Source organism: Paraburkholderia sp. EG286B, assembly GCF_040965655.1.
GTDB lineage: Bacteria > Pseudomonadota > Gammaproteobacteria > Burkholderiales > Burkholderiaceae > Paraburkholderia.
Genome location: NZ_JBFRCF010000005.1, coordinates 337,130 through 360,127, shown reverse-complemented (window position 1 = coordinate 360,127; position 22,998 = coordinate 337,130). Strand labels below are relative to the sequence as shown.

Genomic DNA, 22,998 nt, shown 5'->3' with positions numbered 1-22,998 from the left:
GTAATGACAATACCATACCGCGCCGCCGGCCACCACGTCACCGCCGGATCACTTCGCCCGCCCTTCGCGCACGGTGCCGAAGAAGTCGGCCTGGCCGATCTGTCCGCCCTTGAGCACGATTTCGAGGCCATCGCGCGCGGCGGTGCTCGACCACGCCCGGCACAGCGGCGCACCGGGCGCCACGCCCGCCGCCACGCTGAGCGCGTCAATGCCCAGCGCGCTCGCGACCTCGCCCGAACTGTCACCGCCCGCAACCACCACGCGTGAGACGCCGGTGCGGTCGAGCATGCGCCGCATCACCTCCGCGAGCGCGCGGCCGACCTCGCGGGCGGCGTCCTGGCGCGTGCGTCCGCAGCGCCGCGCAATCTCGTCGAAGCCGCGCACGACCGGGTCGTCCGGGCCTTCCGCGCTGTGGACCACGGCGCTGCTTCCATTGATGATGGCTTGCGTAGCGGCACCTGCGGCCCGCTCGATCTCAGCGGGTCCCGCCTGCGGATCGAGGGCACGCGCGAGGTCGAGCCGATCCACGTGAAAACCGTGCTGGCGTGCCCAGCCAATCTGCGCCGCAGTAACCGGCGAACAACTGCCGCTCACCACGCCAATCGCCTCGACCGGACTCGCCGCGGGCAGCGACGGCGCAGCAGGCAGCCAGCCTCGCGAGCGCCAGTACGCGGCCAGCGCATACTGGAGGCCCGACGAAGAGGCCGTAAACACCCCTTCTCCGCGCGCTTCCCAAACGAGGCGGCCCGCTTCTGTCAACGTTTCGTCGTCGAGCACATCGATCAGCACGACGGGGGTATCGTCCGCGCATAGCATGCCCACGCGTGCGGCGCCCTCCCCGGCGCGCAACTGAAGCATGTCGACGAGTTCGATGCGGCGCGCCGTCTGCCGCGCGAGATGGCGGCGCAGATCGGCTTCGTCCATCGGCGTCACGGGGTGGCGCGACATCGTCGGATGACGGTCGAGGCGATAGCCGACGCCGTCGACGGCTGCGAAGAGATTGCCGAACACCTGATAGCGTTTCAGGCGCGGCGCGCCGATCACCATCGGCGACCAGTTTCCCGGCATGGACTGCGTGCCGATGTCGATCGCGGCACCGATCGAACCCACCTCGGGCGACGAATCGAACGTGGAGCACACCTTGTACTGCAGCACCGGTGGGCCGAGCGCGGCGAGGCTCGCGAACGCTTGCGGCAGCATTTCGCGCATCCACGCGGCACTGCGCCCGCGCGACGAGCCCGCGATACCTACGCAGCGCGCCTCGGGAAAGCGCGCGAGCGCCTCGGGCGTTGGCGTATCGAGAAACAGGATGGTGGGAATGCCCGCGGCCGTCATGGCCTCCATGGCATCGGTCGACCCCGTGAAGTCGTCGCCGTAATACGCGAGCAGCAGGCCCTCGGGCAAGCGCGCGTAGTTTGTTTCAGCCATCGCGCTGCTCACTTCCAGAAGCCGAGCGCCGCGCGCAACGACGGATGCCTTTGCGCGTGCTGCTCCAGCGGTACGCCTTCGATGGCGGCGCACCAGGCTTCGCGCAACGCATCGACGCCCGTCGCCACGCCCTGCGGGTGTCCGAAGATGCCGCCGCCCGCCGTGTGGATGAGATCCGCGCAGCCGAGTGCAGCGTAGGTATCGGCGGCCTGCAGGCCGGTCTGCCCCGAGCTGAAAACAGGCATGGCGGGCATGGGGGCGCTCGCCATCACCGGCGCGAGCACGGCGCGCGCCGCGGCGATTACGCTGTCGTCGGGTTCGCTGAACTTGTTGCGCAGGCCGTTCACGTGCATGTGGTCCGCTCCGGCGAGACGCCAGATCATCTGCCACGGCGCGTAGTCCCAACCGAGCGCCGGACTGCGCGAGAGGTAGCCCCACCCCGCCCGATGCGCGTGGATGGGCAACTGCGAATGCCGCCGCAATTCTTGCAGGCCCACGATACCCACCGAATTGAGCACGGCCATTACGCACGTTCCGCCATGCGCGAGCACGAGATCGTGGCGCCGGCGCATCTGGTCGAGATCGCCCGTGAGATTGAACGCCACCATCGCCTTCTTGCCGGTGCGCTCGGCGTGCTCGTTGACGACGCGCATCACCGCCTTCACGCGTTCGTCGAAGGGACAATGGGAGCCGTCGGCCTGTAGTTCGTCATCCTTGATAAAGTCGATGCCGCCCTGCACGAGCTCGCGCACCTGCTGCGCGGTTTCCGCGGGCGAGAGCCCCACGCTCGGCTTGATGATCGTGCCGATCAGCGGACCGTGCGCCACGCCCGTGAGCCGCCGCGTGCCTTCGATGCCGAACGCCGGCCCTGGATAGGCCGCCGCGAACGACTCAGGCAGTCGCAGCCCGGTGAGCCTCAGGCCCGACACCTGGCGCAACTCGAACAGGTTGCCCGCAACGGTCGACATCAGATTCGGCAGCGACGCGCCGAAATTCCCGATCGGCCACGAGAGTTCGAGTGTGCAACGCGTGTACGTGTCCGAACGCATGCCGCCGGGCAGGCTCGGTGCATCCACGGTTTCGAGCACGTCGAGGCGCTCGACCCGCGCGCCCGAGCGCGCCTTCAGCTCGGGGGTTTCGTTTGGCAGTGCGACGAAAGTGCCGCTCGACTGTTCCCCGGCGATGACGTCGGCGGCACGCCGCGGATCATCGGCGGTTTCCAGCCAGTAAGTCGCGTGAATACGTTCGGTCACGGGTGCGATTCCTGTTTCGGGTCAGGTGATGCGGCGAATGCTCTCGGCGATCTCGGCGCGATCGAATACGCCTTTCCAGTCGTCGCGCATGAGGCGCGGCTTGCCGAATTCGATCGCCTTGTTGCACGCGTCGGAGAACGCGCCAGGGATCTCGTTGAAGATCACCGCGCTCAGGATGTTCATGTGGCCGAGCAGGAAGTCGCGCGCGGCTTCCTTGGGCACACCGCGCTGGATGGTCTCGTCCATCGCTTCGCGCATCACGTACAGCAGCGTCGCGCAGACCGTTTCGGAGAGGCCCGGCTCGAGCATGGCCATCTGGTCCACGCTCAGGCGATACGAGCGCAGAATCGGCGCGTAGATCGTTTTCGCCACATCCTCGCCGAGATCGAACGCCGAGTCCGGGCCCTGCATCAGCGCGCTCGTGATCGACTGCTTCGCGTACGCACCGCCGAAATGATCGTGAAGCGACTTTTCATCGACATCGTAGTTAAAGATGATCGGATGGCACGGATGCGCAACGAAGTACGTGAGGTCGGGCCGCTCCGGCAGATGGCCCGCGAACGGCGCGGCGGCGTCGAGCGTCATCACCATCGTGCCGGCCTTCAGCATGGGCGAGATCTCGTGGCTCAGCTTGCCGATCAGCGTATCGGGCACGGCGAGGATGACGACCTGCGCGCCATCGAGCGCCGCTTCGACCGACACGCAGTCGATGTTCAGTTCGTCCTTGAGGCGCTTGCGGCCCGCTTCGCCGACTTCCACGTGCGCCACGCGGTAGTCCGACTTCTGCAGGTTGCCCGAAAGGCGGAAGCCCATCTTTCCGCCCGCGCCAAAGAGCGCAATTTTCTCTTTCATGCTCATCCTCCTTGCTAGTCCGTGAGTCCAGCTTCGATCAATTCGCGGCGAGCGCGCGCTCGCGCTCACGCGATGCGCGCGGTTCGCGGGCAAAGGCCAGCGCGAGCACGGCGCTCAGCAGCATCAAGGCGCCGACCACGAACATCGGCGCGTGGTAGGAGCCGGTTGCATCGTGCATGGCGCCTGTCACGTAAGGCGCGACGAAGCCCGCCACATTGCCGACCGTGTTGATGAGCGCGATGCCAGCCGCGGCGCCCGCGCCCGAGAGCGAGCGGGCCGGCAGCGTCCAGAAGCACGGCAGCGCGGCGAACACGGCGCAGGCCGTCACCGTGATGACGGCAATGCTTGCGGCCGGCGACTTCATGTAGAGCGCGACCGGAATGCTCAGCGCGCCGAGCAGCGCAGGAATCCCGACGTGCCAGCCGCGCACGCCGCGGCGCGTGGCGTCGCGGCTCCAGACGAAGAGCGCGATGGCGGCGGGCAGATATGGAACGGCAGTGATGAGCCCCTTCTGGAACACGTTGAAGTGTGTGCCGAACTGCCCTTCGAATCCGCCGATGATGGTCGGCAGGAAAAACGCGAGCGCATAGAGGCCGTAGACGAGCCCGAAGTACATCAGCGAAAACATCCACACGCGCGGGCTCAGCAGGGCCGCTCCCGCATGCGCGCCGTGGTGCACGGCGCCCGCTTCTTTCGTGCGCGCCTCCGCTTCGAGTTCCGCGTTGAGCCACGCCTGTTCGTCGCGTGTGAGCCAGCTCGCCTGCGAGGGACGATCGCTCAGATAGAACCACGCGATCACGCCCACCACGATGGCCGGCAAGGCCACGCCGATGAACATCACGCGCCAGCCCGCCAGGCCAAACAGGCCATGGGCCCCGATGAGCAGCGCGGCGAACGGCGCACCGATCACGATGGTGAGCGGCTGGGCGAGATAGAACAGCGCGAGGATATGGCTGCGATGGCGCTGCGGCACCCAGTTGCTGAGAAAGAGAATCGCGCCGGGGAAAAAGCCCGCTTCCGCCACGCCCAGCAGGAAACGCAGCACATAGAGCGAGGTCGCGCTGTCGACCCACGCGAGCAGCAGCGCGACCACGCCCCACGTCACCATGATGCGCGCGAGCCAGCGGCGCGCGCCGTAGCGATGCAGCGCCAGGTTGCTCGGCACTTCGAGAAAGATGTAGCCGATGAAGAACACGCCCGCAGCGAAACCGAACTGGGCCGCGTCGAGACGGAGGTCGTGCGCCATGCCGTTCGGGCCGGCAAACGAGATCGCGGTGCGGTCGAGGAAATTGATGAAGAACATCAAGGCGACGAACGGCACGAGGCGCAGCGAGACCTTGCGGATCGTCGGACGTTCGAAAGCGGATTCGGCTTTTCCTGAAACGGCTTGCATGCGTTTGCTCCCGCGAGATGATCCGCAACAGATCATATGTGCTGGTATGATGAGTAGACCATCATGACGGAACGACTACACCTGGTATTTCCACCGACATGCGTGCATGCCGCAGCGCTCATGCGGCGCGGACGCTACGCCAACACCGCGCGCGAAGAGGCGCACACGCAGGCAAACGGAAGCAGCGCTACCGGAACACCGGGCGCCAGCGTCCACGGCGAGGTCGCGCCGGGTCGTCCGATCAAGGTGCGTTCATCGAGGCTCGTCGCGTGCAGCGACGTGTGGATTGCCTCGTCGACTTCGAGCTGAATCTCGCGTGGCTCGCTCGTCAGATTGGCCAGCACGAGTTCGATCGCGCCGTCGGCGTGGCGTACCGCAAGGCACGCGATACGGACGGCATCGCCGCTTCGCGTGACCCGCAAGCGCGCCGCTCCCGCCACGCGAGCCAATGCCTTCGCGACATCGAGAACCGGATAGCGTGCGGGCGTGTCGCCTTCCACATCTTCCACAGCGGCAAGCCCGCGCGGCCCTGTCAAGGCGCCCAGCGTGAGCGTTTCGATTCCCGCGCCTTCGAGCGCCGCCGCGTACCCTGCGAGCCAGGCCGCGCCGAATAACGCGCGCTGGCGCGGATCGTTGGCGGCCATGGCCACGCGTTCGCCTGCGGGATTCGGCATCACGCGCGAACCGTATGGGTTCTGTCGCATGCCGATCGAGACCGGCCCGATCGCGTAGGGCTGGCCGCCGATCAGCGCGCGGCACGAGCGCGCAATGTGGGGAATGGCTTCGAGCGTCTGCATGACGCTGCGGTCGTCGGCGGCGTGCACGATGGGACACGTCGCGTGGGTAACCCAGTCGACCATGTCGAGCGGCGGCCGCTTGCGGTTCAGCTCCGTGAAGTAGCTCAGCATGCCGCCGCCAAGGCGTAGCCTGGGGAACGCACGGCGCGCCTCGCGATAGACCTCGTCGAGCGCGGGACACGGCGGGCTCACGCTGCCCGGCGGGTTCGACTGCCGATGCACGGCCGGGCTCACGACGATGCCCGTCAAGGCGAGGCCCGCCTGATCGATCTGGGCGGCGAGACACGAGAGCTCCGCAGGCGGCGCCTCGACACCGGGCAAGGCAAACTCCAGCACGGCGGGCACGCCGCTTTCGCGCTGCAACTGTGCAAAGCGTTCAAGCTCGGGTACGCCATCGCCCGCAAGCGGGTCGAAGCTCAGCGTCATTTGCTGCGGTCCAAGCTCTGCGAGCAACGCGAGATTCGCGAGCGCCGCTGCGGTATCGTTCGAGGCGATCGCCACGCCGATCGCGGGCATGGTTTCGTGCTGCACGGAATTTCCAGAAGCGATTTCGATCTTGTCGGCCCGCGCCTCTCGTGTGGCTTCTGCTTTCCCCATCGCCTGATGCGTACCGCTCACGCTCAGCGTCACCGTCTGCGCGAACGCCGCGCCCTTTTCCAGCGTATAGGGCCAGGGCAGTTCAAGCGGGCGTGAGTAGGTCTTGAACGAAGCATCGGACCAGTTGCGCTGGTCTTCCATCTCGAACACGTCGCCCGTGAAGGCGCAACGCACCGTCAAGCCGTTCGGCAGATCGTGTTCGATTGCCGCGATGTCCTTGAAGGGCTGCCACGGATCGATCAGCGCCGGGAAGGCCGCGTTTTCACGACGGCCATCGCCGTGCTCCACCCGCGCGGGCGCTCCGGCTACGCCGTCGATGGGATGGAGCACGCAAAACCCGCAGCGGGCCGCCAGAAAATCGGCATGCGCGGTGACATCACAACGAAACGTGAGGGCACCGCTGGCTGAACACACCATCGCAAGCGCGTAGCTGAGCGCGTGTCCCTCCGGATTCGCGCAGCGCGCGTCATACGCGACGTGAAAGCCGCTCGCCGTCTCTTCGACGTCGATGCGCTCGATGTCGGGGCGGCACGTGCCCCAGTCCTTGTCCCGCACGAGAAACGACACGGCGCGGATGACTTCGGTGCCTTGATAGCGGATGTCGTGCAATGCGCCGTCGATCAGCCACGCCGACCACGGTCCCGCTTCGAGGCGGCGCGCCGGGGTCACCGACTGCTGCGTGCCGTAGTAGACCGCGTTGTTCATACCCTCGCTCATGACGCCGCCTCTCCCGGCACGACGCTGCGCCCCTCGCGCGCCGAAAGATACGTGGCTTCAACAAGTTCCAGCGTACGCAGATTGTCGCGACCGCTCGTGGCCGGCTCGACGCCGCGCCGCAGGCAATCCACCCAGTGCGACTGGATGCTGAACACGCTGCCCTGGATCGCCACCCAGGGCTCGCTCGTCCATGAGAGCGCACGCGGCGCGACGCTGCGCAGCTCCGTACCTGTACGCGTATGGATCTGCAGCTGGTAGTCGGCGAAGAGCCGCAGTGTGCCCTCCGCGCCGTCGACTTCGATGAGCGTCTGCGGAAAGAGTTCGAGCGGCAACTGCGTCGCGTAGCTGCAATCCACCACGCTGCTCACGCCGTTTTCATGCGCGAGCAGGATCGTCGCGACGTCTTCGCCGCGAATCGATGGGTTCACGCGCGCGGTCGTGGCGCTCACGCGCGCCACGTCGCCGAACAGGAAGCGCGCGACATCGAGAATGTGGATGCCGAGATCTTCGACGATGAAGCGCTCGCCCTGCGCCAGATAGGGCTGACCGCTAAACACATCGTATGCCGAACGAAACGACACGCGGCCCCAGAACGGCTGCCCGATCGCTCCCTCGCGCAGCGCCATTCCCACGGCCTGGATCGCGCTCTGCCAGCGAAAGTTTTCGTGCACCATCAGCGGCACGCCGGCCTCGCGGCACGTTTGCACCATCGCGCGCGCATCGGTGAGCGTGGAGGCGAACGGCTTCTGGCAGATCGTGGCCACGCCGGCCGCCGCCGCCAGCTCCACGAGCGCGCGATGGCTCGGCACGGTGGTCGCGATATCGACGAAGTCGAGCCGCTCTTCGCGCAGCATCGTGGCCGCATCCGTGTAACGTCGTTCGATGCCAAAGCTGTCGCCGACTTCGTCGAGGCGCGTACGGTTCGCGTCACACAGCGCCACGATCCGCGCACCGTCGATGTCCTGCCACGCATGCAGATGATTGAGCGAGAAGAACCCGCAGCCGATCAACGCGCCCTTCAATTGTGCCGCTGTTGCACTCATCGGTCACGCCCCCGTTGCAGCCTGCTTTTGCAGCGCAAAGCGCTGCTGCGCGCGCCGCTGGATCTGGTCGACGACCACCGCCGCCACGATGACGACGCCCTTGATCACCGTTTGCCAGAAGGAACTCACGCCCATCATCACGAGCCCGTCCGAAAGCATGCCGATCACGAACGCACCGACGATGGTGCCGCCGATCTTGCCGCGTCCGCCCGACATCGACGTGCCGCCCAGCACGGCCGCCGCGATCGCGTTGAGTTCGAATGTCTCGCCGCTCATGGGGTGCGAAGCGACCAGTTCCGATGAAATGATCAACCCGACGATCGCCGCGCAGAAACCGGAAAACATATACACGAACATCTTCACGCGATTCACGCGCACACCCGAGAGCTGGGCGGCGCGCTCGTTGGCGCCGACCGCATAGATCTGCCGGCCGAGCGGCGTGCGCGCGGCGATGTACGCGGCGACCACGCCCACCACGACCAGCAGCCATACCGTAAGCGGGATGCCGAGTATCGTCGCGCTGCCGAGCACAGGAAAGCCGCTGGTGCCGTAGGCGGGATTGCCCGTCAGGTTCGGGAAGGTCTCGCCGCCCGAGGACAGCAACGCGGCTCCTCGCGCGATATAGAGCGTGCCGAGCGTCGCGATGAACGGCGCGACGTTCAGCCGGGTGATGAGCAGGCCGTTGATCGCGCCTACCAGTACGCCCACGAGCAGCGCCACGACGATCACGGCGGGCACGCTCAGAAAGAGCGTGTACTCGCTGCCGACGGGAATGCCCTTGAGGATGAGCCCGCCTGCCACCATGCCCGTCAGGCCCACGACCGAGCCCACCGAAAGGTCGATGCCGCCCGCCACGATCACGAACGTCATGCCGATCGCGAGGAAGGCATTGAGCGCGACGTGCCGCGACATGATGAGCAGGTTCTCGATGCTCAGAAAGTTGTGGGCAGCGAACGAAAAGAAGACCACGACCGCGAACAATGCGATGAACGTACGCAGCTTCAGCAGCAGGAGCAGCGGCGCCTCGCTGAAGCTCGCTCCGGGTGCCGTGCTCTTGATGGCAAGCGACATGAATGCTCTCCAGATGAATGCAGGCTAAACGTTGGAACCGTGACAACCATTGAACGCGCGTGCTCAGGCCGCCTGTTCGTGCGCCGTCCTGTGCCCGACTGCAGAGGCGGCGACGAGCGCGTCCTGCGTAGCGTCGGCGGCATCGAATTCAGCGGTGACACGGCCGTTCGACATCACGAGAATGCGATCGGACAAGGCCATCACCTCTTCCAGATCGGACGTCACGAACAGCACGCCCAGTCCCCGGCCGGCCAGGTCGCGCATGACCCTGAAAATGTCCGCCTTCGCACCGACATCGATGCCGCGGCTGGGCTCGTCCATCAGCAGGACTTTTGGCGTGGTCATCAGCGCACGCGCGATCACCACCTTCTGCTGATTGCCGCCGGAGAGCGAACTGACCGCCAGCCGCCAGTCGGCCACCTTGATCGCGAGGTCGCGAATGTAGTCGAGCACGGAGCGCTGCTCGCGCCGCGGATCGATATGAAAACCTCGCGCATGGGCCGCGAGACTCGAGAGCGTCATGTTCTCGCCAATCGACATGATGGGCAGCAGCGCGTCGGCCTTGCGGTCCTCGGGAATGAGCGCAAGGCCCTGTGCGACGCGCCCTGCGATCGGCTTGCCGTCGAGCGCCTTGCCGTCCAGCACCACGCTGCCGGTTGCGTGAGGATGCACGCCCAGAATGCATTCGAACAGCTCGGAGCGCCCCGCCCCCATCAGTCCGTAGATGCCGACGATCTCGCCCGCGTGCAGCGACAGCGAGACGTGATCCACGAGCAAGCCACTGCCCTTGCGCGGCAGCGTGACGTCCCGCAGCGTCAGCACCTCGGCGCCGCGCGTGTGGCCGACGGGGCGTGAGAAGTCCCTGGTTTCGCGGCCCACCATCTGCCGCACGATCCACGGCACGTCGATCTGCGCCATCGGTTGATGGCCCGTGATGAGGCCGTCGCGCAGCACCGTGATGTAGTCGCCGATCCTGACCAGTTCTTCGAGCCGGTGCGAGATGTAGACGATCGACACGCCCTGCGCCTTCAGCTCCGCAATCACGCGAAACAGCACGGCCACCTCTGCCGCGCTGAGCGCCGAGGTGGGTTCGTCGAGGATCAGCACGCGCGCGTCGTGGGCGAGCGCCTTCGCGATCTCCACGAGCTGCTGCTGCCCGATGCGCAGATCCTCGACCAGCGTGTCGGGGCTGAGGTCGAGTTCGAGCCGCGCGAGCAACGCGCGTACTTTCTCGCGCTGCGCGTCGGCGTCGATATCGATGCCGCCGCGCGTGATTTCGTGCGCGATGAAGATGTTCTCGGCGATCGTGAGGTTCGGAAAGAGGTTGAGTTCCTGAAAGACGATGCCGATGCCGTGGCGCAGTGCCTCTGCGCTGCTAGCCGGCGCGACAGGCTTGCCGTCCAGCACGAGCCTCCCGCTGGTCGGCTGCTCCGCGCCCGCGATGATCTTCATGAGCGTGGATTTTCCCGCGCCGTTCTCGCCCACGAGCACGTTGACTGCGCCACGGCGCACCGAGAAGTTCACGCCCTTCAGGGCAACCGTGCCGGGATAGACCTTGGTGACGTCCTCGACCTGGAGGATCACGTCCGCATTGCTCGCATCGGTCATGACTTGCCTCCGACCGTGACCGCGAGCGGCACGATCTCCGGCTGGTCGCTCGACGAGTCGTACGAGAACGCACCCGTCACCGTAATCGGCTTGCCTTTCAGATCGTTGCGCGGCAGCGGCTTCATGACGTGATTCGCCGCATACGCATTGAGCGCCGTGCCAAACTGCGCATACTCGATCTGGTTGCGGAAATTGCTGAACGAAATGAAATCGAGCGAATCGCGCAGCGTGGTGCCGAGCACCGTCGGGCCGATGTCGACGATCACGCTGGCCTGCCCGCTGCCGTCGACGTCCACGCCCACGGTGCCCTGGCTCGACTGCGTGTCCACGTCCACGATGGTGCCGTGCAGCGTGGTCGGAAAATTCCATGGCGCGCCATCGTCCTTGCCGCGGTAGCCGTACTTGTGGCCGGCGGCGTCGGGGTCCGCCTTGATCGCGTCGCGCAGCGTGCGATAGTCCACCGCGCGTTTCTCGATGTCGGGCACGATCTTCGTACTCCACATCGACGCCACCATGGCGTTCGGGTCGTAGCCCGCCGACGCGTAGTTGTCGTGCGATCCACCCGAGCCCTGCAGGTCGCTGTTCTTCACCAGCTTGCAGCCGTGCAGCGCGCCACCCAACACGGCGGCCACCACGACAATGACCGCGTACCGAAGCACTCCCATGCATAACCCCATGTGGTTGCGGATGTCGTTGCGGAGCGCGCCGCGCTCCGCTCGTACGATGCTCGTGCTGCCGATGCGCGCCTTAACGCAAGGCGAACATGTCGAGCTTGCTGGCGTTCGTCTTCGTGATGAGCGAGCAGTTGATGAGCTGCTTTTCGGGCTTGCCCGTCGCGCCGGTCTTCAGATACTTGTCGGCCTGATCGACGGCGTCCGTGGCCGCCTCGGCCGCCGGCTGCAGTACCGTTGCGCGGATGTCGCCGCGCTTGATCGCGTCGCGCACGTCGTTGCTGCCGTCGAAGCCCACGACGATGATGTCGTTGCGCTTCGCGGCTTTCAGCGCGGCTGTCGCGCCCATCGCCATGGTGTCGTTGCCGGCTATCACGCCCTTGATGTCGGGGTGACTCTGCAGGATCGATTCCATCACCGTATAGGCTTCAGTCTGACTCCAGTTCGCCGATTGACGCTCGACCATCTTCATGTTCGAAAACTGGTCGATCACGTCGTGATAGCCCTTCGAGCGGATGCCGGCATTGATATCCGCCTCGCGGCCGACGAGCTCCACGTAGTTGCCTTTCTCGCCCATCGCCTTGACGAAGGCGCGCGCGCCGAGCTGCGCACCCTGGTAGTTGTTCGAAACGATCTGCGAGACCGCGATGCCGGTCGCGTTGATTTCACGATCGATCAGGAACGCCGGAATTTTCGCGTCCTTCGCCTTCTTGACTGCGGCGATGGACGCCTCCGAACCGGCGTTGTCGAGAATGATCGCCTTGGCCCCGCGGGCGATGGCGGTGTCGATGAGTTGCGATTGCTTGTTGGCGTCGTCGTCGTGGACCAGCACGATGGTGTCGTAGCCGAGCGCCTTGGCGCGCGCGTTCGCCGTGTCGGCTTCCGCCTTGAAGAAGGGATTGTCGTGAGAGGGGGTGATGATGGCGATGAGATTGGCCGCTTGCGCGACGCCCGCCGTGCCGAGAACCGCAAATGACATCAACGTCGACGCAAGCCAACGCCTGGGTGCCTTCATGATGCTGTCTCCTGTCTGGTTAAACGCCTTTGTCTGACTACAACCAGCTGACGGTCGTGATTGCTTACTCATCACTTATGCCGTCATGATGTCATCATACCAGCAGGCAGGAGCTCCGCTATGTTTTTAGATCCAGGGTTTTCTCTCATCTCGCACAAGTGGCAGAATCGGCACTTATCTCCTGCCCAGGTTAAAGATTGATGGGTCCCGGGCCCGCTCGGCGCGCAGCCCGCTTGCGCGCCCATCGCGCGCCTTCTACTCCTTTTACTCCTCTTCCCGCTTCCGGCCTGAAATGAAGTCCCATCGGCATCCCATCTTCACGGCGCTGCTCGCGGCGGCCCTGTTCGGCATCACCACACCGCTCGCCAAGGCGCTGCTCGGCAGCGTGTCGCCGTTCATGCTCGCGGGCCTCTTCTATCTCGGCAGCGGCTCGGGACTCGCGGTCGTCCTGCTGATACGGCGTCTCCTGGCGCGCCGCGGCGACGCAACCGCCACCCAGGAGCCCGCACACGACCTGCTGCGCCTCGCCGAACTACCATGGCTTGCCGGTGCGATCGCCGCGGGCGGCGTGGCGGCGCCCGCCCTGCTCATGCTCGGCCTGAACACCACGCCCGCCGCCACCAGCGCGCTGCTGCTGAACCTCGAGGGCGTGCTGACGGCGCTCATCGCCTGGGTCTGCTTTCGGGAAAACTTCGACGCGCAGATCGCGCTAGGCATGCTGGCGATCGTGGCGGGCGGCGTGCTGCTCTCGTGGCCCGGCGCGCACGCCGGCGCCGTGTCCGGCATCGCGCCCGGTGCGCTGCTCGTCGCGCTCGCGTGCCTGTGCTGGGCCATCGACAACAACCTCACGCGCAAGGTCTCGACCAACGACGCGATGGTCGTGGCCTGCACCAAGGGGCTCGTGGCCGGGCCGGTGAATATCGGCATTGCGCTCGCGGCGGGCGCGCACTGGCCCGCCTGGCAGGCGGTGAGCGGCGCCATGGCCGTGGGTTTTGCGGGCTATGGCGTGAGCCTCGTGCTGTTCGTCGTCTCGCTGCGCCATCTCGGCACGGCGCGCACCGGAGCCTATTTCTCCGTGGCGCCGCTCTTCGGCGTGGCGCTGTCACTGCTGCTGTGGCCGGAGCGCCCGGCGCTCGCCTTCTGGCTCGCGCTCGCGCTGATGGCGTTCGGCGTGTGGCTGCACGTGCGCGAACGTCACGACCACACGCACACGCACGAACCGCTAGAGCACACCCACGCGCACCGGCACGACGAACACCATCAGCACGAGCACGATTTCGCGTGGGACGGCTCGGAGCCGCACACGCATGCGCACCGTCACGCGCCGATCACCCATAGCCACGCGCACTACCCCGACGTGCATCATCGGCACGCGCATTGAGGGCGGCATGCGCCGCAGCCGCTGCCGGCGCAAACGAGGTCAGGATTTCCCAGGACCGCCGCGCGTGGCGCGCGCACGATGCACGCGTCACACAACACGAAGGAGGCAAGTGCGATGGCTACCGTCTACCGGGACATTCCCGTTGAAGCCTCGGCGCAGGACGTCTGGGCCGCGCTGCGCGATCCCGCCAACGTCGACCGCGTGTTCGCCGGCGTGCTGACCGATGCGCGCATGGAAAACGACGTGCGATGGGTGACGTTCGCCGACGGCACCGTGATCGAGGAACGCGTGATCGGCGTCGACGACGCCCGCATGCGCCTCGCCTACACCGTGTGCGGCGGACGTTTCGAGCATCATCATGCGACGCTTCAGGTGGTGCCGGACTCACCCGATTCCTCCCAACGCTGTCGCGTGGTCTGGATCAGCGACTTCAAGCCCGATGAGCGGATCCAGATGGTCGAGCCGCTCACGGATGCGGGCTGCGCGGCGCTCCAGCGCAATCTGGCCCGGCGCTGAGGGTGGTCGCCGGGCAGTAGCAGCCTGATGAAGACCAGGCACGCGCGCTCGGGCTTCTGCGCCGCGCGCCGTGGCGACCGGTGTCGTTCATGTCAATGGCCGGATTCTTTTTGCGTTGCGCGGGCCAAATTCGATTGTGGAAGGCGGGCTTGACAGTTAGTTGCACAACACTGCCGCGGCCAGGCTGACAAAAGGCACGAGCCAGGCGTCGTGCTGCTGCGAGACACACTGTGCGACGGCGCCCATACCGGCACGCCAATTGCGATCACAATAGTGCCAGATGACTCGACACCGGGAGCCGCAATGCGGGTAGGTAAATTAACGTTGACCGTGCACTGCATCGCTGTCTGCGCGGGCCTTGCTGGAACACCGGCTGCGCACGCCGCCGGCACCTTCGACGGCGACTGGAACGTGACGCTCACGTGCCCCAAGGGCGCCGGCGATACGCCGGGCTACCGCTATCAATTTCCCGCCGAAATCCAGCAAAACGTCCTGCACGGCGAACATGGCGAACGGGACACCAGTGGCTGGCTCACGCTGGACGGCAAGCTCGAACCAGACGGGTCGGCCACGCTCGTCGCCCAGGGTCTGACTGCCACAGCGCCCCACGTCAACAATCGCGCGCCCTATTCGTATGAAGTCAGCGCGCAGTTCGACGCGACCTCAGGCAGCGGCTCGCGCACGACCGCACGCAAATGCGACTTTGTGTTCGTAAAGGAATGACCGGCGAGGATGGCTGGCCGCCCGCGCAAACCGGCGCCAGAAAAGAAAAAGCCCGCTGAGAGAGCGGGCTGAATCCATATCAGAAGGAGACATGGAGGAGACGGGTTAAGTATAGGGTTTCCCCCTAGACTGTGCAACTGTTTTTTTCACGATCTTGCCGCTGCCTGCCTCGGCCTCAATCTGCGCGCTTTTCCCGCTGGACCGCGCCGAAATGGAACGCGAGAAAAAGCCCCATGACGAGCCCGCCCGCCAGCAGCGCGACGACGTCCTCGCGCGTTGCAGGCTGCTGAAGACGTCCGGTGCCCAGCGCGATTGCGATCGCGATATTCACGAAGCCCCAAACGACATTCACGATGGGCGAAGAGTCGCCCCGCCCGCGCGGACGGGCGAAGGGCGTGGGAAAAGGCAGCCCCTGCAGGCCGGAAGCCAGATGCGGGATCGCGTTGCAAAAGAACGCGCCAGCGAAAAAGAGCCACACGTACGGCATGTCGTAACCTCGAACGTTCAAACGGGAAAGGTAAGCATGATGGCGGCAGCGGCGGCGCGCGCCACGGCGAAATGCGAGGATGTCCTCGCAAATCATGGTAGAGAGTAACCTCGCGTAAGTCAATCGATCGTCAAGCGGTCGGCGCGCGTCCGTGCCTTCTTGCGCCTGGCAGCGAAAGGCGTCCCGCATGCTAATATGCGAGGAATCCCCCTCATATCCTCGCATTTGAAGATCACGCCATGACGTCCACCACGCCAGTTGCGGAAACCGCGCGCCCCACCGAGCCCAAACGCGAGCGGGGCCGCCAGCGCGTGGCCGCGATCATGGACGCCGCCGTCGCCGTGTTCACGGAGAAGGGTTACGACGCCGCCACCATGACCGAAATTGCAGCGCGCTCGTCGACGGCGATCGGCTCGCTGTATCGCTTCTTTCCGACCAAGGAGGCGCTGGCCGAAGCGCTGTTGCTGCGCTACGCCCAGCAGGCAAAGAACGCACTCGCCGAACTGGGGCAACAGGTCCCGGAGATGACGCTCGAGGCCGTCGCCGATGCGCTCGTCGATTTCGTGCTGCTGTTGCAGTCGCAGCGCAGCTTTGCCGCTGCACTCGTCGACGCCCGCAGCGGCAGCGACGACCACCGCAAGCGCTTTCGCGAAGCGATGCGCGGCGGCGTTGCCGACATCCTGAGCCGCGCGATCGCGCATCTCAAGCCGGCCAGGGCAAAAGTCATGGCGATCGTGCTGATCCACATGCTCAAGGGCGTCGCCGGTGTTGCCAACGAAGAGCCATCGGCGCGCGCCGTGCTGATGGCCGAACTGCGCGACCTCGTGCGCCTGTATCTCGTTTCGGCTGCGGAGCGCGCCGAAGGCAAATAGCCTGCCGCCGGGACAAGCGGCTTGCGACGCGCATGATCTTTGTGCGCTACCATCGCTGCATGTCCGAACCATCGCTACCCGCACGCGCGGCTGCCGTGCCGCTTACCGACACGGCGCAGCCCCCAGGCCCCTACGCCACCGCATTGGCGGGTGTGATCGCGCTGCTCGCGTGGGGCGCGCTCGCGGCGCAAACCGACATGACGATCCAGCGCATGGTGCTGCGCGGCTTCGACACGTTCGAGGCCATCGGCAGGCTTTCGGCTTACCTCACCAATCTCACAGTGTTACTCGTCGCGCTCACCTTCACGTGCATCGCGCTGCGCGTGCGCACGTGGCCGGCACGCCTGCTCCGCGCTCCGGGCGCCGTGAGTGCGGTCACGGTGTATATCGTCTTCGTTGGCATTGCTTATAATCTGCTGCTGCGGCATCTCTGGACGCCGCACGGTTATCGCGCGCTGCTCAACGAGAGCCTGCATAGCCTGATCCCGCTGCTATGCGCGACATATTGGCTACTGTTCGTGCCGCGCTTCACCCTCACTGCTCGCGACCGCCTCGCCTGGCTCGCCTATCCGCTGGGCTACCTTGCCGTCACCTTCTGGCGCGGCAGCGAGACGGACTTCTACCCCTATCCGTTCATCGACGTCGCTCAGCTCGGCTATGCGCACGTGCTCGTCAACAGCGCCTTGCTGCTCGCCGCCTTCATGGTGCTGATGGCGGTCTTCGTGACGATCAACGCGCGCAGGCGCCCTGCCATCGTGGCAAACCAAGGCCTCGGCGCAACCGACCTGCAGCGCCCTGACTAACTCCCGGCTTCCCGATCGATCCCATGCCCGTCTATATCGCCCTGCTACGCGCCGTGAATGTCGGCGGAACCGGCAAGCTGCCCATGCCCGAACTTCGCGGCATGTGCGAAGCACTCGGGTTCACGCAAGTGCGTACCTATATCGCGAGCGGCAACGTGGTGTTCGAGAGCCGGCTGGCCGAAGCGTCGGTGAAAACGAAGCTCGAGCAGAGCCTCGAGGCTTATGCGGGCAAACCCGTTGGCGTGGTGGTGCGTACTGCCGCGGAACTGGCCACCGTGTTGCAGGGCAACCCGTTTCCCGCTGCCGCGCCGGATCGCACCGTCGCGATCTTTCTCGACACGCCGCCGCCCGCCAACGCATTCGACAACGTGAGCGGCCAGCAGGCGGAAGAATTCCGGCTGGGCGAGCGCGAGATCTACGTGTTTTACAAGGACGGTATCGGGCGCTCGAAGCTCAGGATCGCCGCGGCGAAGGCCGGAACGGCGCGCAACATGAATACCGTGGCGAAGCTGCTGGAGCTGGCGCAAGCGTGAGCCGCCCTTGACTTGCGCTGCGCATCGCAACACCTGCCTGCCACAGATCGCCTCGGCGTACGTCACCCCCTGCCGGTCGCCGCCGTCAAAGTCCCCTGCCGAGCCTCCCCACGCGCGTGCGCCGGATCGCCTTCGCTCGTATCGTGCAGGCGGTCCGGAATGAACAGCGCCGTCACGCCGCTCAGGAAAAACACCGCGCCGACCACAAGAAAGCCCATGCCGATCGAAAACTGCGTCGCGATATAGCCGATCACGACAGGCGCCGCGCCCGAACAGAAGCGTCCCACGTTATACGAACCGCCCACCGCCGTGCCGCGAATGCGCGTTTCGAAGCTCTCCGACATGAACGTGCCGATCGTGCCGAGCGGCACGCCGTAGAGAAAGCCGAATACGAGCATCAGCCACGCAATGTTCTCGCGAGTGTGGAACAGCACGATCACGGGCAGAAAGACGGCCGCACCGATACAGCCCAGCACATACACGCCGCGCCGGCTCCAGCGGTCGCCCAGCCAGCCCGCCACGATCTTGCCGATGAACGCCACGACCCACGTCGCGGTCATGTACCCCGTCATCGAGCTGAATTTGATGTGCAATTCGCTTTCCAGATACGTCGGCAACCAGTTGTTCAAGCCGTAGAATCCGGAAAGCGCAAACACCGAAGCGAGCGACCAGAAGATGAACATCCGGCGCGCCTCGCGGTCCGCGAAAATCAATGCGTAGCGGTTGTCGTGCCAGCGGCGGCCGCTCGGGCGGGCCGCGGCCTCGCTCATGCGCCAGCTCGGCGGCTCGGGCACGAAGAAGCGAATCGCCACCGCGAGCAGTACGGGCGCCGCCGCCACATAAAACAGCGTGCGCCAGCCGTAGTGCGGCAGGATCCAGGTGCTGAGCGCGATTACCGTGATATAGCCTGCGGAAATCGCCGTTTGCAGCACGCCGAGTATCAGCGAGCGCCGCGCCATGGGCACGTATTCGGCCACGAGCGTGCTCACCAGCACCATGCAGCCAATACCCATCGAGCTGATGAAGCGCACGACCGCGAATTCCAGGAAGCTGTGCGTGAAACCGAGCAGCCCGGCACCCACCGAGAACAGCATCATCGCCCAGACCACCACGCGCACGCGCCCGAACGAATCGCTCGCCCAGCCGCCGAGAATCCCGCCAATCGCCATGCCGAGCAGCGTCAGGCTGCCGAGCGCGCCCGCCTCGACATTGGTCAAGCCGAATTCGCTCTTGATGCGCGAGAGTGTGAGGCCGTACATCATGACGTCCGCGCCGTCGACCAGCAGCGCGAGATAGCCGAGCGCGAAGACGAGGAGCCAGCGATTGGCGGTTACGGTGGATGTCGTTGGGTTCATCGACAAGGGTCCTGCAATCAGGGGCTCGAATGGGCTGCGCAAGACATGCCGTGCGCGACGAGCGCAGGCGCGAGGAACGCGCCGAGCAGCAGGCCCGTTTCCTCGTGTTGCGCGGTGTACCAGCCCTCCACGTGCGTCAGGTTCATCGTCCCGACGCAACGGCCGTTATAGGCAACCGGTATGTTCAGTATCGAGCCTAGCCCCATCGCCGTCATGACCGCGTGATCGTCGAAGGCTTCGCGCAGCCCCGCTGGCGTCGTGGCGCGAAACGGTTCGAGATCCGAAAGAATGCGCTGCGCCCAGGGCGTGCCACTCTTCCGCTTGCGGCCGCCCGGCGGGTAGACGTCGGGCATGTTCGTGAACATGCGCGCCACCTCCTGGTTCCCGGCGTCGTAGGCCATGATCGTGAAGAGGCGAAAGCCGATGGCTTCGGCGGCAACGGCGCACACTTCGCGGAAAATCGCGTCCGGTTGCCCGGGCTGGCGCATGACGTGCGAAAGGCGCGCAAGTGCGGCAAGTTCGCGTTGCAGCGCGTAGGGTTCGTTCGCGAAGGAGAGGGGCGTTTGCATGGGACGTACGAGAGTGAGAGTGGCGCGCGCTCAGCCGCGCAGCCCGTCGCGGGCGAGCGGCTTGTGCGCATCGAAGTCCGCCTGCGCGCCGCTCGCCTCGATGTCTTCAAGCGAGCGATTGCGGGTTTCGATGCCGAGGAAGAACACGACGCAAGCGCCCGCCAGCAATACGGCGGTCGTCATGGCGAACACGCCGAAGAAGCCGAACGCCGGATACACGAGACCGACCAGAATGGGCGCGCTCACCGAGCCGATACGACCGAACGAAGACGACGATCCCGTACCGGTCGTGCGTACCGCCGTCGGGAAAACCTCCGGCGTATAGGCATAGACACCCGCAAACGCGCCGTTCATGAAGAACGAGAGGCACACGCCCGCCACCGTGATCTGCACGCCCGTATGCGAGAAAGCCAGTGCGATTGCGGCGAGCCCACCGAGCGTCATGTAAGAGGCCACGACGCCCTTGCGGCCGATCCGCTCATTGAGCCACGCCGCCGAGAAATAGCCGGGAATCTGCGCACCATAAATGGCAATCGAATAACCGAAGCTCTTGGTGAGCGTCAGGCCTTCCTTGACGAGCAGGCTCGGAATCCAGGAAAAGAACGAGTAGTACGCGAACGCCACGGAGAACCACATCAGCCAGCTCACCGCCGTCGTGCCCACGAGCCGGCGTGAGAACAACGTCAGCACGTTTTGCAGTGCACTGCCGCTGCCTTGCGCCGCGGCGGGAATCGCGCCCACCGAGCCCAGCGGCGCCAGCGCAATGCCCTCCTGCTCGTAGCGAGACTCGATCGCCCGCACGATGCTGTCGGCTTCGGCGGAGCGTCCGCGGCTTTCGAGCCAGCGCGGCGACTCGGGCAACGTCCGGCGCCACCAGAGCAGCATCACGACCGGCAGCGAGGTTAGCACGGCGAGATAGCGCCAGCCGTCTGCGAAATTGCGCACGACGGTATAGCCAAGAATCGACGAACTTAGATATCCGAACGACATGAAGCCGACGAGCGCGCCGCAGAACATGCCGCGATAGCGCCGCGGCACGAATTCCGCGAGGAACGGTGCGATGACGACCGTCTCAGCACCCGAACCGAAGCCCGCGAGCATGCGCAGCGCGAAAAACGTGTGCCAGTCGTGCGCGGTGGCGCTCGCCATGGACGCCGCGCAATAGATTGCCAGCGCGCTCATCATGATGCGGCGGCGGCCAATCACGTCGGCCAGCACGCCCGAGAGAAACGCGCCAAAAAAGTAGCCGATATACGTGCTGCTGGCGACGAGTCCCGTTTCGGCGCTCGTCAAATGCCATAGCTTGCTCACCACCGGCAGCAAAAAGGCGAGCGACGACGAGTCCAGCCCGTCGAACATATAGCCGAGCCCGCCGATCAGCAGCAGTTTGCGATGGAAGCCCGCGAGCGGCAGTCGTTCGAGTCGGGCGGCGACGTTGGACATGGTGGGTCGGTTCCGGTTGAGCGTGGCGCGTGGTCAGCGGCCGATCGCATAGGCCTGCATCTGGCGCGGCGTGGCCGCGCCGCGCATGAGTCCGTTGCGCATGCCCACCGCGCACACGCGCCCGAGCCCCCATGGCTCGGCCACCGTGAGATCGTGCCCGCGCGAGCGCAATTCGGCGAGCGTGGCTTCGGGAAAGCGCGACTCGGCCGACATCTTGCCGAGCTGCATCGAGCGGGGATAAAACGAGCCGGGGAAATGCGCGGTCTGGAACGAGGGCGCGTCCACGGCGGCCTGCAGGTTCATGCCCGCATGCACGTGCCGCAGGAACAGCTGCATCGACCATTGATCCTGCTGGTCGCCGCCCGGCGTGCCGAACGCCGCATAGGGCTTGCCCTCGCGCGTGACGAGCGTGGGCGAGAGGGTCGTGCGTGGACGCCGGCCCGGCCCGAGCGACGAAGGCAGGCCCTCTTCCATCCAGAACATCTGCGCGCGCGTGGTGACGTTGAAGCCGAGGCCGGGCACCGCGGGCGACGCCTGCAGCCAGCCGCCCGACGGCGTGGCCGAGACCATGTTGCCCCAGCGATCGACCACGTCGAGGTGCACGGTATCGCCGCGCAATTCGGGCAGCGGTGCGAACGTCGGCTCGCCCTGCCCGAAGCCGCCCGGCTGCTGCCGGCCCGCGTTGGCGAGAATGCGCGCTGCCCGCGCCTCGCTGTCGAGAAGCGGCCCGGGGCGGAATTCGAACGAGGCCTTGTGCGGATCGACGAGACGGCGGCGCGCGTCGTTGTACGCGTCGCTCAGCAGCGTTCCCATCGGCACGTCGGCAAAGCGTGGATCGCCATAGAACACGTCGCGATCGGCAAACGCGAGCTTCGACGTTTCGATGACCGTGTGCACGAAATCCGCACCGAGCGGATCCATCGCGCCCAGATCGAAGCCCTTGAGCAGCGCGAGCTGTTGCAGGAACATCGGTCCCTGGCCCCACGGTCCTGTTTTGTGCACGCGCAGGCCCGCGTAGTCGTACGAGAGCGCTTCCTCGTAGGTGGGCTCCCAGCGTGCGAGATCGTCCGCATCGAGCAGGCCGCGATTGCGAAGACCGGAGGTGTCGAGCACGTCGGTCGAGCGGAAATACTGGTCGATCGCGTCGGCCACGAAGCCGCGGTAGAACGCCGAGCGCGCGAGTTCGCACTGCTCCGCGCGGTCGCTTTTCGCGCTCGCCTCCCGCAGGATGCGGCGGTACGTGGCGGCAATGGCGGGATTGGCGAACAGCGCGTTCGGCGCGGGGGCGTCGCCGTCGCGCAGCCATTGCTCGGCGGAGGTCGTCCATTCGCTGAGGAAGAAGTCCTTGATCGCGAGAATCGACGCGCACATGCGCGGCAGCACGGGGTAGCCGTTCTCCGCGTAGCCGATCGCGTAGCTCAGCACGTCTTCGAGCGGCAGTTGCCCGTAGTCGCGCAGCATCGTCATCCATGCGCCGAACGCGCCGGGCACCACGGCGGGCAGCAGGCCGGTGCCCGGCACGACTTCGAGCCCAAGCGCGCGCATGCGTTCGATCGTCATGGCCGCCGGCGTCACCCCCTGGCCGCACAGCACGCGCACGCGGTCTTCCCGCGCGCTGTAGAACACGACGGGCAACTCGCCGCCGGGACCGTTGAGATGCGGCTCGACGATCTGCAGCACGAAACCGGCCGCCGCCGCCGCGTCGAACGCGTTGCCGCCCTTCTCGAGCACCGCCATCGCCGACGCACTGGCGAGCCAATGCGTGGACGCCACCATCCCGAAGGTTCCGAGCAGCTCCGGCCGCGTTGTAAACGACATCTTCCACTCCCTGTGCGAAAGGTTCGACTGGTTGACGAACCATTCATGATTGG

21 protein-coding genes are annotated in these 22,998 nt (G+C 65.9%); 6 read left to right on the top strand and 15 right to left on the bottom strand.

Features of this window, described 5'->3' with window-relative positions; genetic code table 11:
* Positions 1-48: 48 nt before the first annotated feature.
* From oiaK to AB4Y42_RS13195, 10 genes are all read right to left on the bottom strand, one after another.
* A complete protein-coding gene (gene oiaK, locus AB4Y42_RS13240) occupies positions 49-1,428 on the bottom strand; it encodes a 3-oxo-isoapionate kinase OiaK (protein ID WP_368694435.1) in 1,380 nt (459 codons plus the stop codon).
* 8 nt (positions 1,429-1,436) lie between these two features.
* Complete coding sequence (locus AB4Y42_RS13235) at positions 1,437-2,681, bottom strand: ribulose-bisphosphate carboxylase large subunit family protein (protein WP_368694434.1); 1,245 nt, start codon at positions 2,679-2,681, stop codon at positions 1,437-1,439.
* 21 nt (positions 2,682-2,702) lie between these two features.
* On the bottom strand, positions 2,703-3,533 hold the full coding sequence (locus AB4Y42_RS13230) for a phosphogluconate dehydrogenase C-terminal domain-containing protein (protein ID WP_368689039.1): 831 nt from the start codon (positions 3,531-3,533) through the stop codon (positions 2,703-2,705).
* A gap of 37 nt (positions 3,534-3,570) precedes the next feature.
* Positions 3,571-4,926, bottom strand: coding sequence for an MFS transporter (locus tag AB4Y42_RS13225; protein ID WP_368689038.1), 1,356 nt, complete (start codon positions 4,924-4,926; stop codon positions 3,571-3,573).
* A gap of 134 nt (positions 4,927-5,060) precedes the next feature.
* Positions 5,061-7,037, bottom strand: a complete 1,977-nt coding sequence (locus AB4Y42_RS13220; protein WP_368694433.1) for a hypothetical protein — start codon at positions 7,035-7,037, stop codon at positions 5,061-5,063.
* Complete coding sequence (locus AB4Y42_RS13215) at positions 7,034-8,080, bottom strand: Gfo/Idh/MocA family protein (RefSeq protein ID WP_368694432.1); 1,047 nt, start codon at positions 8,078-8,080, stop codon at positions 7,034-7,036. The genes AB4Y42_RS13220 and AB4Y42_RS13215 overlap by 4 nt, the downstream gene beginning before the upstream one ends.
* 3 nt (positions 8,081-8,083) lie before the next feature.
* Complete coding sequence (locus AB4Y42_RS13210) at positions 8,084-9,151, bottom strand: ABC transporter permease (RefSeq protein ID WP_368694431.1); 1,068 nt, start codon at positions 9,149-9,151, stop codon at positions 8,084-8,086.
* A gap of 63 nt (positions 9,152-9,214) precedes the next feature.
* Positions 9,215-10,759 (bottom strand): sugar ABC transporter ATP-binding protein, encoded by a 1,545-nt coding sequence (locus AB4Y42_RS13205; protein ID WP_368694430.1) that lies wholly within the window; start codon positions 10,757-10,759, stop codon positions 9,215-9,217.
* Positions 10,756-11,424 carry a DUF2291 family protein gene (locus tag AB4Y42_RS13200; protein ID WP_368689033.1) on the bottom strand — a complete coding sequence of 223 codons (669 nt, stop codon included), beginning with the start codon at positions 11,422-11,424 and terminating at the stop codon, positions 10,756-10,758. Before AB4Y42_RS13200 ends, AB4Y42_RS13205 begins: the two co-directional genes overlap by 4 nt.
* Before the next feature lie 82 nt (positions 11,425-11,506).
* A complete protein-coding gene (locus tag AB4Y42_RS13195) occupies positions 11,507-12,445 on the bottom strand; it encodes a D-ribose ABC transporter substrate-binding protein (RefSeq protein WP_368689032.1) in 939 nt (312 codons plus the stop codon).
* Positions 12,446-12,737: 292 nt separating this feature from the next.
* Between AB4Y42_RS13195 and AB4Y42_RS13190 the strand changes: the two genes are divergently transcribed.
* From AB4Y42_RS13190 to AB4Y42_RS13180, 3 genes are all read left to right on the top strand, one after another.
* Positions 12,738-13,826, top strand: a complete 1,089-nt coding sequence (locus AB4Y42_RS13190; RefSeq protein WP_368689031.1) for a DMT family transporter — start codon at positions 12,738-12,740, stop codon at positions 13,824-13,826.
* Positions 13,827-13,940: 114 nt separating this feature from the next.
* A complete protein-coding gene (locus AB4Y42_RS13185) occupies positions 13,941-14,342 on the top strand; it encodes an SRPBCC family protein (protein ID WP_368694429.1) in 402 nt (133 codons plus the stop codon).
* A gap of 210 nt (positions 14,343-14,552) precedes the next feature.
* The gene (locus AB4Y42_RS13180; protein WP_368694428.1) at positions 14,553-15,065 is read left to right on the top strand and encodes a hypothetical protein; all 513 of its coding nucleotides are present in this window, start codon (positions 14,553-14,555) and stop codon (positions 15,063-15,065) included.
* A gap of 175 nt (positions 15,066-15,240) precedes the next feature.
* Here AB4Y42_RS13180 and AB4Y42_RS13175 read toward each other — a convergent pair whose 3' ends face one another.
* Complete coding sequence (locus AB4Y42_RS13175) at positions 15,241-15,552, bottom strand: hypothetical protein (protein WP_368694427.1); 312 nt, start codon at positions 15,550-15,552, stop codon at positions 15,241-15,243.
* 239 nt (positions 15,553-15,791) lie between these two features.
* Between AB4Y42_RS13175 and AB4Y42_RS13170 the strand changes: the two genes are divergently transcribed.
* From AB4Y42_RS13170 to AB4Y42_RS13160, 3 genes are read left to right on the top strand one after another with little or no spacing between them, the layout of a single operon-like run.
* On the top strand, positions 15,792-16,424 hold the full coding sequence (locus AB4Y42_RS13170; protein ID WP_368694426.1) for a TetR/AcrR family transcriptional regulator: 633 nt from the start codon (positions 15,792-15,794) through the stop codon (positions 16,422-16,424).
* 59 nt (positions 16,425-16,483) lie between these two features.
* The gene (locus AB4Y42_RS13165; RefSeq protein WP_368694425.1) at positions 16,484-17,227 is read left to right on the top strand and encodes a Pr6Pr family membrane protein; all 744 of its coding nucleotides are present in this window, start codon (positions 16,484-16,486) and stop codon (positions 17,225-17,227) included.
* Between the two features lie 23 nt (positions 17,228-17,250).
* Positions 17,251-17,760 carry a DUF1697 domain-containing protein gene (locus AB4Y42_RS13160; RefSeq protein ID WP_368694424.1) on the top strand — a complete coding sequence of 170 codons (510 nt, stop codon included), beginning with the start codon at positions 17,251-17,253 and terminating at the stop codon, positions 17,758-17,760.
* A gap of 62 nt (positions 17,761-17,822) precedes the next feature.
* Here AB4Y42_RS13160 and AB4Y42_RS13155 read toward each other — a convergent pair whose 3' ends face one another.
* The 4 genes from AB4Y42_RS13155 to AB4Y42_RS13140 are packed head-to-tail and all read right to left on the bottom strand — an operon-like array spanning position 17,823 to position 22,945.
* On the bottom strand, positions 17,823-19,115 hold the full coding sequence (locus AB4Y42_RS13155) for an MFS transporter (protein ID WP_368694423.1): 1,293 nt from the start codon (positions 19,113-19,115) through the stop codon (positions 17,823-17,825).
* Positions 19,116-19,132: 17 nt separating this feature from the next.
* Entirely contained in the window at positions 19,133-19,684 is a 552-nt protein-coding gene (locus AB4Y42_RS13150) for a GAF domain-containing protein (protein WP_368694422.1), read from the bottom strand.
* A gap of 30 nt (positions 19,685-19,714) precedes the next feature.
* On the bottom strand, positions 19,715-21,127 hold the full coding sequence (locus AB4Y42_RS13145) for an MFS transporter (RefSeq protein ID WP_368694421.1): 1,413 nt from the start codon (positions 21,125-21,127) through the stop codon (positions 19,715-19,717).
* Between the two features lie 33 nt (positions 21,128-21,160).
* Positions 21,161-22,945 carry a gamma-glutamyltransferase family protein gene (locus AB4Y42_RS13140; protein WP_368689021.1) on the bottom strand — a complete coding sequence of 595 codons (1,785 nt, stop codon included), beginning with the start codon at positions 22,943-22,945 and terminating at the stop codon, positions 21,161-21,163.
* Positions 22,946-22,998 lie beyond the last annotated feature (53 nt).

Coding starts and splice junctions, on each gene's coding strand:
- oiaK (WP_368694435.1), bottom strand. CDS start 1,428: ATGGCTGAAACAAACTACGCGCGCTTGCCCGAGGGCCTGCTGCTCGCG.
- AB4Y42_RS13230 (WP_368689039.1), bottom strand. CDS start 3,533: ATGAAAGAGAAAATTGCGCTCTTTGGCGCGGGCGGAAAGATGGGCTTC.
- AB4Y42_RS13225 (WP_368689038.1), bottom strand. CDS start 4,926: ATGCAAGCCGTTTCAGGAAAAGCCGAATCCGCTTTCGAACGTCCGACG.
- AB4Y42_RS13220 (WP_368694433.1), bottom strand. CDS start 7,037: ATGAGCGAGGGTATGAACAACGCGGTCTACTACGGCACGCAGCAGTCG.
- AB4Y42_RS13215 (WP_368694432.1), bottom strand. CDS start 8,080: ATGAGTGCAACAGCGGCACAATTGAAGGGCGCGTTGATCGGCTGCGGG.
- AB4Y42_RS13210 (WP_368694431.1), bottom strand. CDS start 9,151: ATGTCGCTTGCCATCAAGAGCACGGCACCCGGAGCGAGCTTCAGCGAG.
- AB4Y42_RS13205 (WP_368694430.1), bottom strand. CDS start 10,759: ATGACCGATGCGAGCAATGCGGACGTGATCCTCCAGGTCGAGGACGTC.
- AB4Y42_RS13200 (WP_368689033.1), bottom strand. CDS start 11,424: ATGGGAGTGCTTCGGTACGCGGTCATTGTCGTGGTGGCCGCCGTGTTG.
- AB4Y42_RS13195 (WP_368689032.1), bottom strand. CDS start 12,445: ATGAAGGCACCCAGGCGTTGGCTTGCGTCGACGTTGATGTCATTTGCG.
- AB4Y42_RS13190 (WP_368689031.1), top strand. CDS start 12,738: ATGAAGTCCCATCGGCATCCCATCTTCACGGCGCTGCTCGCGGCGGCC.
- AB4Y42_RS13185 (WP_368694429.1), top strand. CDS start 13,941: ATGGCTACCGTCTACCGGGACATTCCCGTTGAAGCCTCGGCGCAGGAC.
- AB4Y42_RS13175 (WP_368694427.1), bottom strand. CDS start 15,552: ATGCCGTACGTGTGGCTCTTTTTCGCTGGCGCGTTCTTTTGCAACGCG.
- AB4Y42_RS13170 (WP_368694426.1), top strand. CDS start 15,792: ATGACGTCCACCACGCCAGTTGCGGAAACCGCGCGCCCCACCGAGCCC.
- AB4Y42_RS13165 (WP_368694425.1), top strand. CDS start 16,484: ATGTCCGAACCATCGCTACCCGCACGCGCGGCTGCCGTGCCGCTTACC.
- AB4Y42_RS13160 (WP_368694424.1), top strand. CDS start 17,251: ATGCCCGTCTATATCGCCCTGCTACGCGCCGTGAATGTCGGCGGAACC.
- AB4Y42_RS13155 (WP_368694423.1), bottom strand. CDS start 19,115: ATGAACCCAACGACATCCACCGTAACCGCCAATCGCTGGCTCCTCGTC.
- AB4Y42_RS13150 (WP_368694422.1), bottom strand. CDS start 19,684: ATGCAAACGCCCCTCTCCTTCGCGAACGAACCCTACGCGCTGCAACGC.
- AB4Y42_RS13145 (WP_368694421.1), bottom strand. CDS start 21,127: ATGTCCAACGTCGCCGCCCGACTCGAACGACTGCCGCTCGCGGGCTTC.
- AB4Y42_RS13140 (WP_368689021.1), bottom strand. CDS start 22,945: ATGTCGTTTACAACGCGGCCGGAGCTGCTCGGAACCTTCGGGATGGTG.